Source organism: Oceanicaulis sp. MMSF_3324 (genome assembly GCF_030733545.1).
Taxonomy (GTDB): domain Bacteria; phylum Pseudomonadota; class Alphaproteobacteria; order Caulobacterales; family Maricaulaceae; genus Oceanicaulis.
Map to the genome: position 1 here is coordinate 1 of NZ_JASHIU010000002.1, position 15380 is coordinate 15380.

General features: G+C 63.5%; 17 protein-coding genes and 1 other RNA gene. 9 read left to right on the forward strand and 9 right to left on the reverse strand.

Annotated features, from left to right (window positions below):
• Positions 1 to 32: 32 nt before the first annotated feature.
• Positions 33 to 773, reverse strand: a complete 741-nt coding sequence (locus RBA95_RS03265) for a cytochrome c family protein (protein ID WP_306015377.1) — start codon at positions 771 to 773, stop codon at positions 33 to 35.
• Between the two features lie 141 nt (positions 774 to 914).
• Entirely contained in the window at positions 915 to 1787 is an 873-nt protein-coding gene (gene nudC / locus RBA95_RS03270; RefSeq protein ID WP_306015378.1) for an NAD(+) diphosphatase, read from the reverse strand.
• Between the two features lie 189 nt (positions 1788 to 1976).
• Between nudC and RBA95_RS03275 the strand changes: the two genes are divergently transcribed.
• From RBA95_RS03275 to RBA95_RS03285, 3 genes are all read left to right on the forward strand, one after another.
• The gene (locus RBA95_RS03275) at positions 1977 to 2537 is read left to right on the forward strand and encodes a carboxymuconolactone decarboxylase family protein (RefSeq protein WP_306015379.1); all 561 of its coding nucleotides are present in this window, start codon (positions 1977 to 1979) and stop codon (positions 2535 to 2537) included.
• A 237-nt stretch (positions 2538 to 2774) separates the two neighbouring features.
• Positions 2775 to 3293 (forward strand): porin family protein, encoded by a 519-nt coding sequence (locus RBA95_RS03280; RefSeq protein ID WP_306015380.1) that lies wholly within the window; start codon positions 2775 to 2777, stop codon positions 3291 to 3293.
• Between the two features lie 156 nt (positions 3294 to 3449).
• Positions 3450 to 3665: a hypothetical protein gene (locus RBA95_RS03285; RefSeq protein ID WP_306015381.1), complete on the forward strand. Its 216-nt coding sequence runs from the start codon at positions 3450 to 3452 to the stop codon at positions 3663 to 3665.
• Here the strand turns inward: RBA95_RS03285 and RBA95_RS03290 are convergent.
• The gene (locus RBA95_RS03290) at positions 3662 to 3988 is read right to left on the reverse strand and encodes a hypothetical protein (RefSeq protein ID WP_306015382.1); all 327 of its coding nucleotides are present in this window, start codon (positions 3986 to 3988) and stop codon (positions 3662 to 3664) included. The two genes, RBA95_RS03285 and RBA95_RS03290, sit on opposite strands and share 4 nt — an antisense overlap.
• 165 nt (positions 3989 to 4153) lie before the next feature.
• Entirely contained in the window at positions 4154 to 4879 is a 726-nt protein-coding gene (locus RBA95_RS03295; RefSeq protein ID WP_306015383.1) for a LuxR family transcriptional regulator, read from the reverse strand.
• Between the two features lie 338 nt (positions 4880 to 5217).
• Here RBA95_RS03295 and ffs point away from each other — a divergent pair.
• The 5 genes from ffs to RBA95_RS03320 all read left to right on the forward strand — a co-directional run bounded on the left by ffs (position 5218) and on the right by RBA95_RS03320 (position 9564).
• Positions 5218 to 5316: signal recognition particle sRNA small type (gene ffs / locus RBA95_RS03300), an RNA gene on the forward strand.
• A gap of 75 nt (positions 5317 to 5391) precedes the next feature.
• Complete coding sequence (locus RBA95_RS03305) at positions 5392 to 7155, forward strand: DNA polymerase III subunit gamma/tau (RefSeq protein ID WP_306015384.1); 1764 nt, start codon at positions 5392 to 5394, stop codon at positions 7153 to 7155.
• Entirely contained in the window at positions 7152 to 7496 is a 345-nt protein-coding gene (locus tag RBA95_RS03310) for a YbaB/EbfC family nucleoid-associated protein (RefSeq protein ID WP_306015385.1), read from the forward strand. Before RBA95_RS03305 ends, RBA95_RS03310 begins: the two co-directional genes overlap by 4 nt.
• 246 nt (positions 7497 to 7742) lie before the next feature.
• Positions 7743 to 8339, forward strand: coding sequence for a recombination mediator RecR (gene recR / locus RBA95_RS03315; RefSeq protein ID WP_306015386.1), 597 nt, complete (start codon positions 7743 to 7745; stop codon positions 8337 to 8339).
• A gap of 220 nt (positions 8340 to 8559) precedes the next feature.
• The gene (locus RBA95_RS03320) at positions 8560 to 9564 is read left to right on the forward strand and encodes an alpha/beta hydrolase family protein (RefSeq protein WP_306015387.1); all 1005 of its coding nucleotides are present in this window, start codon (positions 8560 to 8562) and stop codon (positions 9562 to 9564) included.
• Here RBA95_RS03320 and RBA95_RS03325 read toward each other — a convergent pair whose 3' ends face one another.
• Genes RBA95_RS03325 through RBA95_RS03335 form a run of 3 tightly spaced genes read right to left on the reverse strand, consistent with a single transcriptional unit; the run spans position 9565 to position 12830 of the window.
• On the reverse strand, positions 9565 to 10644 hold the full coding sequence (locus tag RBA95_RS03325; protein ID WP_306015388.1) for a sensor domain-containing diguanylate cyclase: 1080 nt from the start codon (positions 10642 to 10644) through the stop codon (positions 9565 to 9567).
• 26 nt (positions 10645 to 10670) lie between these two features.
• Positions 10671 to 11453, reverse strand: a complete 783-nt coding sequence (locus RBA95_RS03330) for an NlpC/P60 family protein (protein ID WP_306015389.1) — start codon at positions 11451 to 11453, stop codon at positions 10671 to 10673.
• 3 nt (positions 11454 to 11456) lie between these two features.
• Complete coding sequence (locus RBA95_RS03335; protein ID WP_371933582.1) at positions 11457 to 12830, reverse strand: M17 family metallopeptidase; 1374 nt, start codon at positions 12828 to 12830, stop codon at positions 11457 to 11459.
• A 155-nt stretch (positions 12831 to 12985) separates the two neighbouring features.
• Between RBA95_RS03335 and RBA95_RS03340 the strand changes: the two genes are divergently transcribed.
• Positions 12986 to 13819, forward strand: coding sequence for a tetratricopeptide repeat protein (locus tag RBA95_RS03340; protein ID WP_306015391.1), 834 nt, complete (start codon positions 12986 to 12988; stop codon positions 13817 to 13819).
• Positions 13820 to 13825: 6 nt separating this feature from the next.
• Here RBA95_RS03340 and RBA95_RS03345 read toward each other — a convergent pair whose 3' ends face one another.
• Positions 13826 to 14323 carry a hypothetical protein gene (locus RBA95_RS03345; protein WP_306015392.1) on the reverse strand — a complete coding sequence of 166 codons (498 nt, stop codon included), beginning with the start codon at positions 14321 to 14323 and terminating at the stop codon, positions 13826 to 13828.
• A 69-nt stretch (positions 14324 to 14392) separates the two neighbouring features.
• Positions 14393 to 15373 (reverse strand): type II secretion system F family protein, encoded by a 981-nt coding sequence (locus tag RBA95_RS03350; RefSeq protein WP_306015393.1) that lies wholly within the window; start codon positions 15371 to 15373, stop codon positions 14393 to 14395.
• Positions 15374 to 15380 lie beyond the last annotated feature (7 nt).

Sequence of the window (15380 nt, forward strand, 5' to 3'; positions counted from 1 at the left end):
GCGCCCTTTTCATGTTTCAGGTTTCAGACCGCTTACTGATCTTCGCCGTCTTCCGGCTGCGGCTCGGCGTCCATATCGGTCTCATCGACCATCGGCGCTTCGTCACCGGTCTCTTCGTCGACCATCACGGGTTCAACCGCGTCATCGCCAGCCACCGATTCTGCATCGGCATCCTCGTTGACATCGCCTTCAGCCATCGGGGCCTCTTCGGCCGGGGTGGCAAGCGGCTCGGGGAAGGGCATGTCCGAGCTGCCTTGCTCGTGCATGTAGGCGATCAGGTTGATGCGGTCTTCCTGGTCGCGCAGGCCGGCGAAGCTCATCGCGGTGCCGGGCATGTAGCGGCGCGGATTTTCCAGGAAGTTGAACATGTTCTCATAGCCCCAACCGTCCACGGTCTCGGCATATTCCTGCATCGCACCGGAATAGTTGAAACCATCGACAGCGGCGACAGCGCGGCCCAGAACACCATACAGGTGCGGACCCGTGCCGTCGGCCATGCCGGAATCGAAGGTGTGGCAGCTGGCGCAACGGCGCGCCACGCGCTCACCGGCGCTGATATCGGCGGAGGCGAGCAGAACGCCGAAATCAATCGGACCCTCTTCCTCTTCCTCGGCGCCCGCAGAGCTTTCAAGCGCGGCGAGATCAACCGGGTAGCCGTATTCCTCGGGCTGTTCGACATTGAACAAGCTGTCACCCAGCGTGGTCAGCCCCAGGACCACCAGGACGATCGCCAGAAGTGCGGCGGCCAGCTTATTGAAGAAAAGAGAGCCCATGAGCGTCCTCACCGATCCCTACTGATTAAAACGGAGTGTGGCGGTGTTTGGCACGCTCCGACGAAAGAGGCAACCAGTTCACACCGCTTCGAAAGGTAATGCCCAGCTCAATCTGACAAGCGCGACAGGGGGTCGCAGGTCTCAGTCTGAACCGGCAGCGAGCCATCTTTCTATCAGCATCCGTGCAATTGAGAAGTGCGATGGCATCATCCGGGCGATCTCGCTGTTGAAAAGCGTGCGCACCTCGCCGCGGGTGAACCAGCGCGCATCTTCCAGATCATCGTCAGGAACAAGTTCGCCCGGCTCGGCTTCCGCCATCAGGCCGATCATGAGCTGGGACGGAAATGGCCAGGGCTGGCTGGTGACATACTCCACCGAGGTCACCTTGAGATGGACTTCCTCGGCCACCTCGCGCGCGCAGGCGGCGTCAATGGTCTCGCCTGGCTCCATGAAGCCGGCCAGGGTCGAGTACATGCCTTCAGGCCAGTTCGGTTGTCGGCCCAGCACGCATTTGTCGCCCGCATGCACCAGCATGATCACGCTGGGATTGACCCGCGGGAAGTGTTCGGTCTGACAGGTCGGGCAGACGCGTCTGGATCCCGCATCCGCGCCCACCGTCTTCTCTCCGCAATTGGAGCAGAATGTATGTTCGCGATGCCACATCAATAAGGACCGAGCGCGTCCGAACGTGCTGGCGAGCTCGGGCGGCGCATGAATGGCCGATTGCCGGAAATCGGGGCCCTTCTCCGCCACGCCGGGCTCCAAGGCGCCCGCGAACCAGGGCGCCCCGTCCAGCAGCCCCAGGAAGATCAGGCCGGGTGATTTGAGCGGCAGCCGGGACGCGTGTTTGGCGCGCATGACAAGCGGCCCGCCATGCTCGTCCATCGCCAGGTCCCCGCCGGCGAACAGAACAGCCTGCGCCTTGCGGTCGGCAAGCTGACTTTCGATCCACTCCGGATCGCATCGGAGCAATCCCGCATGATCCAGCGCGGTGTCGGTGAATGTCAGTTCCATGCCCGCCTTCTAGCGCGCATCGGGGGGCGGACGCCAGTGTGAAACGACCTCACACATGGCTCTCCATCGTGTGAAATCGTGTTGATCGATCAGTCTCTTCTCACACCCGGCTTGCTCCCCCATCTGCGGCTCGTTGCCTTGACCGGCGTCGCATCCCGCCACGCCGCCCCCCTCAGGATGGAGCCTTCCATGACCGACTTTAATCTCTACGACGAAACCAATGCGCCCGAAGCCGCCCGCCCGGTGCTCGCCACCGCCAAGAGCGCCTTCGGCTTTGTGCCCAATCTTCTGGGCACGCTGTCTGAAAGCCCGGCGGCCGCCGAAGCCTATCTGACCCTCGCGGGCATTGTGGACAAGACGAGCCTGAGCCCGGCCGAGCGCCAGATCGTGCTGCTGACCGTGTCCTATGAAAACACCTGCCATTACTGCATGGCGGCGCATTCCACCCTGGCGGGCGGCGCAGGCGTTGACGCGGCGACCCTGAACGCCCTGCGCACCGGAACTCCGCTGCCTGACGCACGCCAGAACGCCCTGGCCCGCTTCACCCGCACCCTGGTGCGCGAACGCGGTTACGCCAATGACGCTGACATCAAGGCCTTCCTCGACGCCGGCTTCACCAAGGCGAACATTTTCGACGTCATCACCGCGACTGCGCTGAAGACCATCTCCAACTACGCCAACCATATCGCCGAAACCCCGGTCGATGACGCCTTCAAGGCCCAGACCTGGGCGAAACCGGCCGCCGCCTGACCCTTGCTCAAACGTTAACAGATCGGTGCGATGGCGAAATTCCGTCCGGGTTTCGCCACCGCCCGGTCACCCTTCGCCACGGCTTGGTCATAATGCGTCGCAGAACTGCAACACTGCGTTTTTACAGACATTTTCAGAAGCAGAAGCGGTCTTGCGAAGTCCGAAATCCGGGCACAGCTTCCTTCGCGGGCTGGGGCTTGAACCAAACCCACTACGCGTCACAGAAAGACAAAAACCATGCAAAAGACGATCCTCCTCTCCACCGCCGCCGCTCTGCTGATCGCGGGGGGCGCCTCCGCGCAAGACTCCCAATGGAATATCGGCGCGGGCTACACTTATTTTGACGCTTCTGACGTCGAGCTGGACGTTATCAATGTCCGCGGCGGTTACGACATCACCGAGTATTTCGGCGTTGAAGGCGAACTGCTGGTCGGCCTTGAAGACGAAGACTATTCCTTCGGCGGCGTCCCGGCCGAAGTGGGCCTGGATTACGGCCTGGGCATCTACGCCAAGGCGCAATACCCGCTGGCCGAGCAAGTCTCTGTGTATGGCCGCGCCGGCTATGCCTATCACGAGTTCGACGCCTCGCTGGCGACCGCCAGCTTTGACGACAGCTCGGACGCCTTTGCGTTCGGCGGCGGTCTGGAATGGGCCGTTTCCGGTCCGAACGCCGTGCGTCTGGACTACACCCGCTATGAGTATGATGGCGACGGCGATGCAGACGCCTTCTCCATCAACTATGTGCGTCGCTTCTAGGCGATCTGCCTGAACCGATACGGGAAACGGGCGCGGCCAAGGCCGCGCCCGTTTTGTATGCGCTGCTGCGGCGAAATGGACCGAGAGAGAAACAGCACTGGACAAGCCTGCGCGCTTTCCTGAAAATGCGAATTGTTCGCAATAAGGAGAGTCGCCATGGCGTGCGCTGTTGTTGAATTCCCCACCTTGAAATCGGAGGTCTGCGCCCCGTCCGTGACCGATTGGCTCGACAGTCAGGCGCGCGTGATCGACATCTGGATTGATCGCCTGGTGGCGACGGGCGGAGATGTCGGGCTGATCGCCGTGCTCGATCAGCATGCCGCTTTTCTGCGCGAGGCTCTGGAGCGCAGCGCAGACGCGGACCCGGCCTAGGCGGCCGAGCTGATCAGATCCGCGTAAAAGTCGTTGTCGAAGTCGGATTTGGCGGCCAGGCCTTCGCGGCCGCTCAGCTTCACCGCATCGCGGAAAGCGGAATAGATCAGACGGTCAGACAGGCTCATCTCGCGTTCGGTTTCGCCATTGCCGCGAATGCGCGCCCAGCGCCAGATCGCCAGTTTGAGCGCAATGCTGTTCCAGTCAGACGCCTCCTGTGCGCTAACGGCGGGCATGAGGTGAACCAGGTCGGGGTTTTCCCCTTCCGATTTCATCTGCTTGAGCTGTTCAAAGACGAATTCAATGAATTCAGAGTCGTTCACACACACACTCCGTTGCGGCTGAACGGCGTTCAATCGCCGAGGCGGCGGGTATAGTTAAATCTGAATGGAGGTCACGTCCCGTAATTCAGGGACAAAGCAGGGCAAGGCTGCCTTATTTCCCCTCATTGTCGCCTTACTGGCGAGAACGCGTCTGAATACGTTCAATTAAAGCGTTATCAATCCGCTTCTTAGCGCTTTGAGCACGGCCGAGATCCGATTGGGCGCTTCGAGCTTCACAAAGGCCCGGCGCAAAATTGTATCCACAGTATGAGGGGACACGCCTAGAATCGCCGCGATGACCGCGTTACTTTTGCCACGGGCGAGCCATTGCAGAACTTCCACCTCACGTTCGGACAGGTGCGGCGGCGCCGGCGCATCCCTTTTCTGCAGAATCAGGGTCCGGCTGAACAATTCCTGGCTGGCGAGCTGGAGCACGCGCAATTGAATGTCGGTCAGGTCGAAGGCGCCCGAAAAGCGCCCGCACGCCACAAAGGCCGCCAGGCCATACGGGCCGAACACCGGAATGGTGAAGCCGTCGGTGAACCCTGACTCCCGCAGCAGCGTGAACAATCGCTGGCTGAAGCGTGTTCCGGGCGAGGTCTGTTCAACATCAAACCAGAACTGAGGCTGCAACGCCGTGGCGGCGCGGCTGGTCACCGGATCATGTTCGAACAGACGTTCTTCGAGATAGGCCTCATGCATCTGGGCGGGGAAGGTGTTGTATTCGAACGTGAAAGACGTGTCCGACGCCTCAAACGGGTCAGGCAGGACCTGGTAGCCGAAGGCCTCGACCCCGTAGAGTTCGCTAAAATCCTTGAAGGCGTGACAGAGCGCTTCCTTGTCGTCCGCGTCAGCACTGTGCTCCAGAAAGGCAAGGAGCGTATCGGTCATCTCTTTCCCCGTGATTGAGAAAAGAGGAACACCCAAACGCGAAAATGGCAAGAACGAAACCCGCCCTCGCCATATACAACAACGACTTACCACCCAAGGCTTGCCCGGTCGACATGGCCGGGCCGCCCCAGAGCGCCTGCCCTCATCATCTGGCTCCGCTGCGGTCTTTCTTGTCTCTTTGGTCAACCAATTCCGGCCAGATCGGATCTGAAGCCCGAATTCGCCAGAGATGACAGTCGAGCCGAAGCCCGCCTTGAGAAAAAGTGAAACTTTGGAAAGCTGTGGACACCTGCGGGCCCGCCTTGCGTTCGCGCGGCTCAAACGCGATATTATGCACAGGAAGGCCGGCGGCGGACGAGCCCCTCGCCAACCCGGTCAGGTCCGGAAGGAAGCAGCCGTAACGAGTTTCGGTTCGGGTCGCCGTCCGGTCTTCCGCCGTCTTCCGCGTCAGTTCATCTCCCGCAGCACCCGCTTATGGGCGCGCGGACCCGCGCGAAGGACCCTCTCCTGTGATGGATGATCCCCATTCCGACGCGCCTGAGTCTGACGTCGCCGAGGCGTATGACGGCCCGGCCCTGCCCGGTCTCGAACCCGAAGCCGCCAGCGATCCCGGCTATCAGGTGCTGGCGCGCAAATACCGCCCGCAAACCTTTGACGACCTGATCGGCCAGGAGCCGATGGTGCGCACGCTGACCAATGCGTTCGCCTCGGGCCGCATCGCCCACGCCTATATGATGACCGGCGTGCGCGGGGTGGGCAAAACCACCACGGCGCGCCTGATCGCCCGGGCGCTCAATTACGACACCGATGAGGTGCACCAGCCCTCCATCAATCTCACCCCGCCGGGCCGGCATTGCGACGCCATTGCGCGCTCGGCCCATGTGGACGTGATGGAGATGGACGCCGCCAGCCGCACCGGCATTTCCGACATCCGCGAAATTCTGGACGGGGTGCGCTATGCGCCCGTCAGCGCGCGCTACAAGGTCTACATCATCGACGAGGTGCACATGCTGTCCACCTCGGCCTTCAACGCGCTGCTCAAGACGCTCGAGGAACCGCCCGAGCATGTGAAGTTCATTTTCGCCACCACCGAGATCCGCAAGGTGCCCGTCACCGTGCTGTCGCGCTGCCAGCGCTTTGATCTCAAACGCGTGGATCGCGAAGTGCTCACCGACCATCTGGCGCGCATCTGCGAGAAGGAGAACGCCAGCGTGGAGCGCGACGGCCTCGCCGCCATCGCCCGCGCCGCCGAAGGCTCGGTCCGTGATGCGCTGTCCCTGCTCGATCAGGCGATCGTCCAGGCCGATGCGGGCCAGAGCGTCACCGCCGACCAGATCCGCGACATGCTGGGTCTGGCGGACCGCTCGCGCGTGCTCGATCTTCTCGAAGCGGCGCTGGAGAACCGGGCCAAGGATGCGCTCGACGAGCTGCGCCACCAGTATGACTCTGGCGCCGACCCGCAAGTGCTGATGCGTGACCTTCTAGATCATCTGCATGCGGTCAGCCGCATCAAGGCGGCGGGCCCGTCCGCCGATCTTGGCGAAGCGCAGGAAACCGTGGACCGGCTGGCGAAGCTGGCCGAGGCGCATTCCCTCGCCTCGCTGGGACGGCTCTGGAAGACCGCGCTGACCGGGCTCGAGGATGTGCGCAACGCGCCCGATCCGGTCTCGGCGGCGGAAATGGCGGTGATCCGGCTGATGGCCGCAGCCAGCCTGCCCAGCCCCGAAGACGCCGCTCGCCTGCTCGCCGGGGTCGCCGCCCCGTCAGGCGGTGGGGCAAACCCTAGCACCGGTCCGGGGGGCGCGCCGTCCGGACCGCAAGCGACTTATGCGGCGCCGCCCGAGCCCGAGTTTCACGGCCCCAAGGATCTCGACGCCCTGATCGCCCTGGTCGACGAAGCGCGCGATATCGGCCTGAAGCTTGATATCGAACGCTGTTTCCGTCCGGTCTCGATCAAGCCCGGCGCCATCGTCTTTGAACCCACCGAAAACGCGCCCAGCAATCTGGGCGGGCGCATCGCCGCCTTCCTGCAAGAGCAGACCGGCGAGCGCTGGCTGGTGGATTCCAAACCCAAATCCAAGGGCGGGGAGACCATCGCCGAGCGTCGGGCGCGCGAGCATGAGGAACGCATGGACGCCATCCGCCGCGACCCGGCCATGGTGAAAGCGCTGACCCTGTTTCCGGGCGCGGAAATCCTCACCGTTGACGAGGCCGCGCCGCTCCCCACATCTGAAGACGAAGACGACACCACTGCGCGGCAGGAGAACTCGCGATGAAAGACCTTGGCGGGCTGATGAAAAAAGCCCAGGAAATGCAGGCGAAAATGGCCGAGGCGCAACAGCGCCTTGAAAGCCTTGAAGTCACCGGCGAAGCCGGCGCAGGCATGGTCAAGCTGACCCTGACCGCCAAGGGCGAGATGCGCGGATTGGAGATCGACAAATCCGTCATCGATCCCGAAGACCCCGCCATGCTCGAAGACCTGATCAAGGCCGCCCATAACGACGCCAAGCGCAAGGCCGACCAGGCCCAGGCCGACGCCATGAGCGAAGCCACCCAGGGCATGGGCCTGCCGCCGGGCATTGATCTGCCGTTTGGCACGAAGCCGGGGCCGTTCTAAAGGGCGTTTTCACACGTCAACGCCAATCCCATCCCACTCCCCTCCCTGAGGGGAGAGGTTAGATGAGGGGTGAGCAGCACTTCATCCGGCTGCGAGCTCAGCCATTGAAACGCACCCCCTCACCCGACCTCTCCCCCTTGTCCAAGGGGGAGAGGGGAAGCTCACCAACGTGCTACGCCTTTCGCTTGGCCTGAACGCTCGCTCCGCCCTACCCTCACAAATGTGATTCTCTGCGTTGAGGCCGCCATGTCCGCTGGTCCTGAAATCGAGCGTCTGATCCAGCTCCTGTCCAAGCTGCCCGGCCTGGGGCCGCGGTGGGCGCGGCGCGCCTCGCTGTCGCTGCTCCAAAAGCGCGATCAGCTGATGAAGCCGTTGGCCGAGGCGATGGCGGATGCGGCTGACAAGATCAGTGCTTGTACTGAATGCGGCAATCTTGATGTCACCGATCCCTGTGCGGTGTGCCGCGATCATCGCCGTGATGACAGCGTGATCTGTGTGGTCGAAACGGTTGGTGATCTGTGGGCGCTCGAACGCGCCTCCGCCTTCAAGGGCCGCTATCATGTGCTCGGCGGCGTTCTGTCTGCGCTCGATGGCGTGGGCCCCGAAGACCTCAATGTGGCGCGTCTGATCGAGCGGGCGAACCACGAGGATGTGAAAGAGATCATCCTGGCGCTGAACGCCACGGTGGATGGCCAGACCACCGCCCATTTCCTGGCGGACAAGCTGGCCGAGGCGAGCGTGGACATCACCTCGCTGGCGCGCGGCGTGCCGGTGGGCGGCGAGCTCGATTATCTCGATGATGGCACGCTCACCGCGGCCTTCCGCTCGCGGCGTCCGGCGTAAGCGTCTCAAACATCATCTTTCTCAATGTGTCATAGAGAATGAAACCCCGGCCAAGCGCAGCGTAGAGCCGGGGCCTCCATCAGAATAAGGCGCTTTGAGCGCAAAGAGGTCCCGGGTCTTCGCGATGCTCGCCCGGGAATTCATTGGCTCAGGACCTGAAACCCCACTTGATCTCAGCGCCCAACCCGCCTGTCATGACGTTCCAGCCAAGGAGCCTGCCATGACCCGTCGTACGCCCCATCCCGCCGGAACTGTCACCCGCATCACGGTCCAGTCCAAACTTCTGGAGGGCAATCTGCTGGGTGATCCGACCGAGCGGGTCATCGATGTGTATGTGCCCCATGGCCATGACGGGGCGGGCCTGCCGCTCCTGGTCGACCTGGCGGGGTATACCGGCTCGGGGCTGAGCCATTCGGCGTGGAAGAATTTCGGCGAGAACCTGCCCGAGCGGCTGGACCGGCTGATCGGGGATGGCGTTCTGCCGCCGGTCGTGGTGGCCATGCCTGATTGCTTCACACGGCTGGGCGGCAACCAGTACATCAACTCCGCGGCCATGGGACCGTGGGAGGACATCCTGATCACCGAATTCGTCCCGGCCGTGGAAGACCGCTTCCAGTGCGGCGGCGCTGGCCAGCGCGGCGTGTTCGGCAAGAGTTCGGGCGGCTATGGCGCGATCGTCCACGCGCTCAAGCATAATGACTTCTGGTCCGCCGCCGCCTGCCATTCCGGCGATATGGCGTTCGAGCTGTGCTATGCGCGCGATTTTCCCGCCGCGCTGCGCGCCATCGCCAAACACGGCTCGGTCGAAGCCTTCATCGAGCACATCGAAACCAGCCACAAACCCAAGGGCGACGACATTCATGCGCTGATGTCACTGGCCATGGCGGCGACCTATGACCCGGACCCCAGCCAGCCTTTCGGCGTACGCCTGCCGGTGACGCTCGACACCTGCGAGCGCATTGAAGACCTTTGGAAAAACTGGCTCGCCTGGGACCCGCTGACGCTGGTGGAGAGCCATCATGAAGGGCTCAAATCGCTCAAGGCGCTATTCATCGATTGCGGCGATATCGACCAGTATGATCTGGTCTATGGCGCGCGCCGCCTGCACCGCCGTCTCGACGCGCTCGGGGTGTCCCATCGCTATGAAGAATTCCCCGACACTCATTCCGGCATCGATTACCGCATGGATGTCAGCCTGCCCTGGCTGGCGAAGGCGCTGGGCTGATCAGGCGGTGCCGGGATAAAAACTCGGCACGACCTGGCCTACTTCCACCCGGTTTCGACCGTTCGATTTCGCCTGATAGAGCGCCCGGTCCGCCAGCTCGATCAGCTCTTCCGGAGATAGGGCGTAGGAGTAAAGCGGCGCCACGCCAAAACTCGCGGTCACCTCGATGTCCGCGCCCTCCGGCGTGGACAGGGTCAGGCGCTCGATCGCCCGGCGACAGCGCTCCGCCGCCACCACGGCCTGATCCAGGGCGCACTCGGTGAAAAGGACGGCGAATTGTGCGCCGCCCAGCCGCCCCAGCTTCGAGCCTGCACGCAGTTCGGTTTCACACGCGGCGATGACGCTGCGAATGACCTGATCGCCAAGCGCGCGGCCATGGGCGTCATTGATCCGCTTGAAGCGGTCGATATCAAACAGGCTGATGCACAGGGTATTCGCATTACGCGCCGCGCGCTGGATCTCTTCTCTCACCATCGCCATCCAGGCGCCGTGGACCATGACCCCCGTCAGCTGATCCGCGCCGGACTGGAGCCGCAATTCGAGCTCGTCCACGACCAGCCGGGCGAAACGGCGCAACACCCTCAGATCATAGTCGGAAAAGGTCCGCGGCTGTGTGTCCATGGCGAACAGCGTGCCGATCGCATACCCGTCCGGCGTCACCAGCGGCACGCCCGCATAGGCCCGCAAATGCTCTTCGCCCGTCACCAGCGGATTGGCGCTGAACCGTTCATCCGCCGTCGTGTCGGGCACGACCATGGGCTCTTCTTGCTGAATGGCGTAATGGCACAGCGCAATGTCGCGCGAGGTCTCGCAAACCTCGAGCCCGCGCTGGGCCTTGAACCATTGCCGGTCAGCATCCAGAAGGCTGACTGCGCATATCGGGACTTCCAGTATGTCCTCGACGAGAGAGATGATGGTCTCAAACGGACGCTCGATCTGGGTATCCAGCACCTGATAGCGGCGCAGAGCCGCCAGACGACCGGTTTCGTCATCCAGTTTCACCTTGCCGGGCAAGGGCGCCTCCATCCACCAAGGCTGTGCGTGATTGCACCCCAGAATGATGGCGGCAGGCTTGATCAAGCTTTAATCAAGAGAACCGGATCGGCTCAGCCCAAACGGTAAATCCCGCTGATCGGCGCATAGTTAAAGGCGATGCGCTTGGCGGCCCGCGCCAGGTTCTCCTTTACTGTCAGCATATGGTGACCATTGGCGTGCAACAGGGTCTCCGCATCGGTCATCACGCCCACATGTCCTGGCCAGAACACCAGATCGCCGCGCTGAAGGCCGCTAAACCCTTCGGTGATCTCGATGGCGCGGCCGTGCTGTTTCGCCCAGGACTCCTGCGGACCGGAATCGCGTGGGGGATAACGCCCCGCTGCTTCCATCGCTGTCTGGATCAGCCCCGAGCAATCCAGCCCCAGGCTTTCCTTCCCGCCCCATAGATAGGGCGTGTGCTCGAAACGTTCGGCGACAGCCACCCAATCAGATTCCACCGGTTCGCCAACCGCGCGCAAATGATCCTCCAGCACCCAGCCCATGCGCTGGGCCTCCACGAAGCGCCCCTCGCGTCGCGCGCCGACGATTTTGGCGTTCATGGAAATCAGGCAGACAGGCGCGCTCTTCATGTCCGGTTCGGCGTACACATAAGTGCGCAGGGTCTTCACAGCATGGGTCGGAATCAGGGCCGGAGCGGACAGGGTCGCCATGTCCGCCCAGCCTTCGTAATTGTCCAGAAGCGCCCGACCGCGCGCCCAGCCCGCCTGTTCCTCGATCAGCTCGAACAGCTCGCCGGCCAGCATCTGCGTCTCCATTGCCCCGTCATCTGTCGGGGTCCGACGGAGCGCGCTGACGCCGGCGGTGACCTGGTACACGGATTGCTCAGCGTTCATCGCTCAGCCTCCAAAGCGGGCTTTCAGGTATTCATAAACAGCGCGACCCGCCAGCATTTCTCCGCCTTGCGGGCGCCCGGGGCGCGCAGACGGCGTCCAGCCGAAGATATCGAAATGGGCCCATTCCTTCGCATCCGCGCCGAACCGGCGCAGGAACAGCGCCGCAGTGATGGAGCCGGCGAACTTGCCATTGCCGGTGGAGCTGAGATCCGCGATCGGGCTGTCCATCCACTCGTCATAGCGGTTCCACAACGGCATGCGCCAGACCGGGTCGTCAATGCGCCCGCCCGCTTGCGCAACGCCCTCCGCAATGGCGTCCACATCGGTGTAGAACGGCGCCACATCCGGTCCCATGGCCACACGCGCCGCACCGGTCAGGGTCGCCATGTCGATCAGCAGATCAGGCTCGGACTCGCACGCCTTGGTGATCGCATCGGCCAGCACCAGACGGCCTTCAGCATCGGTATTGCCGACCTCGACGGTGAGCCCCTTGCGGCTATTGAGAATGTCGCCGGGGCGGAAGGCATTGCCGGAAATCGCATTCTCAACCGCCGGGACCAGCACGTGCAGGCGCACGGGCAGCTTGGCGTCCATGATCATGGACGCCAAGCCCAGCACAGTGGCCGAGCCGCCCATATCCTTTTTCATCAGCAACATGCCATCAGCGGGCTTGATGTCGAGACCGCCGGAGTCAAAGCACACGCCCTTGCCCACCAGCGCCAGACGCGGATGGCTGTCATCGCCCCATTCAAACTCGATGAGACGCGGCGCATCGTCGGCCGCCCGGCCGACGGCGTGGATCATGGGATAGTTCTGCTCGAGCAGATCATCGCCCGTGATCACGCTGAACCGGGCGCCATGGGCTTCGGCCAGCTCCCGCGCCGCCGCTTCAAGATGGGACGGCAGCATGTCGCCGGCCGGCGTGTTGATGAGATCGCGGGTCAGCATGACACCGCGCGCCACGCGCTCGGCCTCGGCCACATCACAGCCCTGCGGACCGACCAGCCGCGCCGGAGCGCGCTTGGCCGCCTTGTACCGGGTGAACTGATAACCGCCGAGGGCGAAGGCGATGGCGGTCTGGGTGGCGTCCCAGCCCTTGGGCAGGCCGTCATAGCTCCAATCGCCCTCCGGCAACGCCAGGGCCGCGCCCGCCGCCTCGAACGGGGACTGGCCCGCCCCGGCGCCCACAAGCGCGTCCAGGCCCGCCTCGCCCGGCAGCATCACCACCTGCCCCGGCGCCGCTTCAAAGCCGCTGGCGCGGGCATGGGCGGCGCTCGAATCGCTCAGGCGCGCCAGTTCGGCGTCCAGATCGCCAAAGGTGACAAGGCGCGCCGTGCGGGCGAAATCGGAGGGAGAGGCAAACAGGTCCGTCATGATACGTCTTTCACTCAATGGCTTGCGGCATACGCCAGATCGCGCGTCAAAAAAGACAGGGTGAACGCGATGGAAACGTTAACGACTTCTTGACCGGCGCACAGGCATTCTCTTCACACACACCTAGAGACAAAGCGCCCGTCGGCAAAAGGTAGAGCATGGCCCGCCCGTCCCCTGCAATCGTCGCACTGAGCATGAGCGTGTGTCTGCTGGCCCTGAGCGGCTGCGCCACCCATGCCGAACTGCAACCGACCGAGCAGGAAGCCGAACTGACCGAGACCCTGCAGGCGCGCTCGATCGCACCGGCCACCGCCGAAGAGCGCGAGGCCATCCACAATCAGGATCTCCTGACGCAGGCCGCGTTCTGGGCGGAAGCGTATGAGCTTAATCCCGGCGACCGGGAAGCGGCGTTCGAGCTGTCCTCGGTATTGCGCCAGCTGGGCTCGACCCAGCGCGCCGCCGAAGTCTCCCGCCAGGCGCTGGCGCTCTATCCCGATGACCAGGAGCTGTTGAGCGCCCACGGCATGGCGCTGACCGCAGACGGACGCGGCGCGCAAGCGGTGGAATACCTGATGCGGGCCCTGAATGCCGGCGCGCCGGACTGGCGTCTCGTCAATACGCTGGGCGTGGCGCTCGAGCAGAGCGGCCGTCCCGATCAGGCGCGGGCGCGTTTCATGGAAGCCCTGGGCATGCAGCCCGGCGAGCCGGCCATCATGAACAATCTGGCGCTGTCCCATCTGCTGGCCGGCGAGCCCGAGCGCGCGGAATCGGTGCTGCGTCAGGCCATGCAGAATGTCGCCGCCGGCCCCGAAATCCGTCAGAACCTCGCCATGGCGCTGGCCCTGCAGGGCCGGTTCGACGAGGCGCGGGAGATCGCACTGATCGATTCCACGCCGGAAATGGCGGAAGCCAATCTCGATTACATTCGCAATCTGATGAGCAGCCCGCGCAGCTGGGAACAGCTGCGGCGCTCCGAAGCGCTCGGCGGTTAGAGACGATCAGACGTCCTTGACGTCCGGCGGCGGCGCCATGGGCGGCGGCGCAGTCTGCACCTCTTCCACCTTCTTGAGCGGGAAACGGGTCTTCAGCCACTGGCTGACCATGATCTGGTCAAAGCGGAAATCCTCGGCCTCCTGCCGCAATTCGGCCGGGGCCCGGCCATCCTTGGACGCCTCAATGGCGCGATAGAGCGCATACAGCCGCAAATAGCCCTTGTCGTCCTTGCTCAGCGAGGTCTCGTCCAGCCCCGAGCAAACCTCCAGCAGCTTGGCGTTGCCGGACCGGCGTTTGCCGCTGGCCAGCTCGACCACCGCCATGGCGAGGGCGGGCTTCCAGCCGCCATCAGCGTATTTGAGCTTTTTGGGAACGGCGGACAATTCCTGGCGCGCTCGCGCCAGATCGCCTTCCGCCAGCGCATCCAGGGCATGATCCGCCGCCTGCTCCGCAATGCGGATCGCCTCACGGCGCTTGGCCACAGCCTTTTCACCACCGAACATGCCTTGAAGGCTCCCTCAGAACGCGACGCCCCGACCTAGCGCAGAACGAAGGCGCCAGACTAGCTGGGGTTACATGTTTTGGAAACTGATCGCGGCGGGTCCGATGATCACGACGAACAGCACGGGCAGGAAGAACAGGATCATCGGCACGGTCAGCTTGGCGGGCAGCGCGGCGGCTTTCTTCTCCGCATTGCTCATGCGCATGTCGCGATTTTCCTTGGCCATCACGCGCAGCGCCTGGCCCAGAGGCGTGCCATAGCGCTCCGCCTGGATCAGCGCCGTCGCCACCGCCTTCACGCCGGGCAGATTGGTGCGCATGCCCAGATTTTCAAACGCCGCGCGCCGGTCCTGCAGATAGGCCAGTTCGGCGTTGGTCAGGGACAGTTCCTCGGCCAGCTCCATGGAGTTCGTGCCGATCTCGGAGGCCACCTTGTGAAGGGCCGCCTCGATGGACATGCCCGCTTCCACGCAGATCAGCAGCAGGTCCAGGGAATCGGGGAAAGCCTGCATGATCGAGTCGCGGCGCTTGGCCGCCTGATTGGACAGGTAGATGCCCGGCGCATAATAGCCTAGCACCGCCAGCACCATCACGATCGTCAGGCGCTGCATCACCGGCAGGCCGAAATCATTGACCACCCAGAAGTAGAAGAAGCCCAGAAGCCCCATGACCGGCGGAATGGCGAAGCGAGCGAAATAGAAGGCGTAGGCCGGCCCCTGGCCGCGATAGCCGGCCTGGATCAGCTTGGTCTTGAGATTGGCGTCTTCCAGCAGCGTCGCCAGATTGAGCTTCTCCACCACCTTGCGATAGAGCGAGCGCGTGTCCTTGCCGCGCAGACCGCCCTTTTTCTCGCTGGCGGACTTTTCAAGCTCTTCACGCGCCTTGCGCCGCAATTCCTCGCGCCGGTTGGCCACGGCCTTCATGCGCTTGTTCAGATTGTCCCCGCCCATGGCCGGCGCGGAAATGGTCCACACCGTGGCGAATACGAGCCCGGCCGCGATGACCGCGAACAGGTTCGCCGGGGTCACGATCCACTGGATGAAATCTTCCATGATCGCC

Bases quoted from the DNA above. Each gene is read 5' to 3' on its own strand.
- RBA95_RS03265 (WP_306015377.1), bottom strand. From the start codon at position 773: ATGGGCTCTCTTTTCTTCAATAAGCTGGCCGCCGCACTTCTGGCGATC.
- nudC (WP_306015378.1), bottom strand. From the start codon at position 1,787: ATGGAACTGACATTCACCGACACCGCGCTGGATCATGCGGGATTGCTC.
- RBA95_RS03275 (WP_306015379.1), top strand. From the start codon at position 1,977: ATGACCGACTTTAATCTCTACGACGAAACCAATGCGCCCGAAGCCGCC.
- RBA95_RS03280 (WP_306015380.1), top strand. From the start codon at position 2,775: ATGCAAAAGACGATCCTCCTCTCCACCGCCGCCGCTCTGCTGATCGCG.
- RBA95_RS03285 (WP_306015381.1), top strand. From the start codon at position 3,450: ATGGCGTGCGCTGTTGTTGAATTCCCCACCTTGAAATCGGAGGTCTGC.
- RBA95_RS03295 (WP_306015383.1), bottom strand. From the start codon at position 4,879: ATGACCGATACGCTCCTTGCCTTTCTGGAGCACAGTGCTGACGCGGAC.
- RBA95_RS03305 (WP_306015384.1), top strand. From the start codon at position 5,392: ATGGATGATCCCCATTCCGACGCGCCTGAGTCTGACGTCGCCGAGGCG.
- RBA95_RS03310 (WP_306015385.1), top strand. From the start codon at position 7,152: ATGAAAGACCTTGGCGGGCTGATGAAAAAAGCCCAGGAAATGCAGGCG.
- recR (WP_306015386.1), top strand. From the start codon at position 7,743: ATGTCCGCTGGTCCTGAAATCGAGCGTCTGATCCAGCTCCTGTCCAAG.
- RBA95_RS03320 (WP_306015387.1), top strand. From the start codon at position 8,560: ATGACCCGTCGTACGCCCCATCCCGCCGGAACTGTCACCCGCATCACG.
- RBA95_RS03330 (WP_306015389.1), bottom strand. From the start codon at position 11,453: ATGAACGCTGAGCAATCCGTGTACCAGGTCACCGCCGGCGTCAGCGCG.
- RBA95_RS03340 (WP_306015391.1), top strand. From the start codon at position 12,986: ATGGCCCGCCCGTCCCCTGCAATCGTCGCACTGAGCATGAGCGTGTGT.
- RBA95_RS03345 (WP_306015392.1), bottom strand. From the start codon at position 14,323: ATGTTCGGTGGTGAAAAGGCTGTGGCCAAGCGCCGTGAGGCGATCCGC.
- RBA95_RS03350 (WP_306015393.1), bottom strand. From the start codon at position 15,373: ATGGAAGATTTCATCCAGTGGATCGTGACCCCGGCGAACCTGTTCGCG.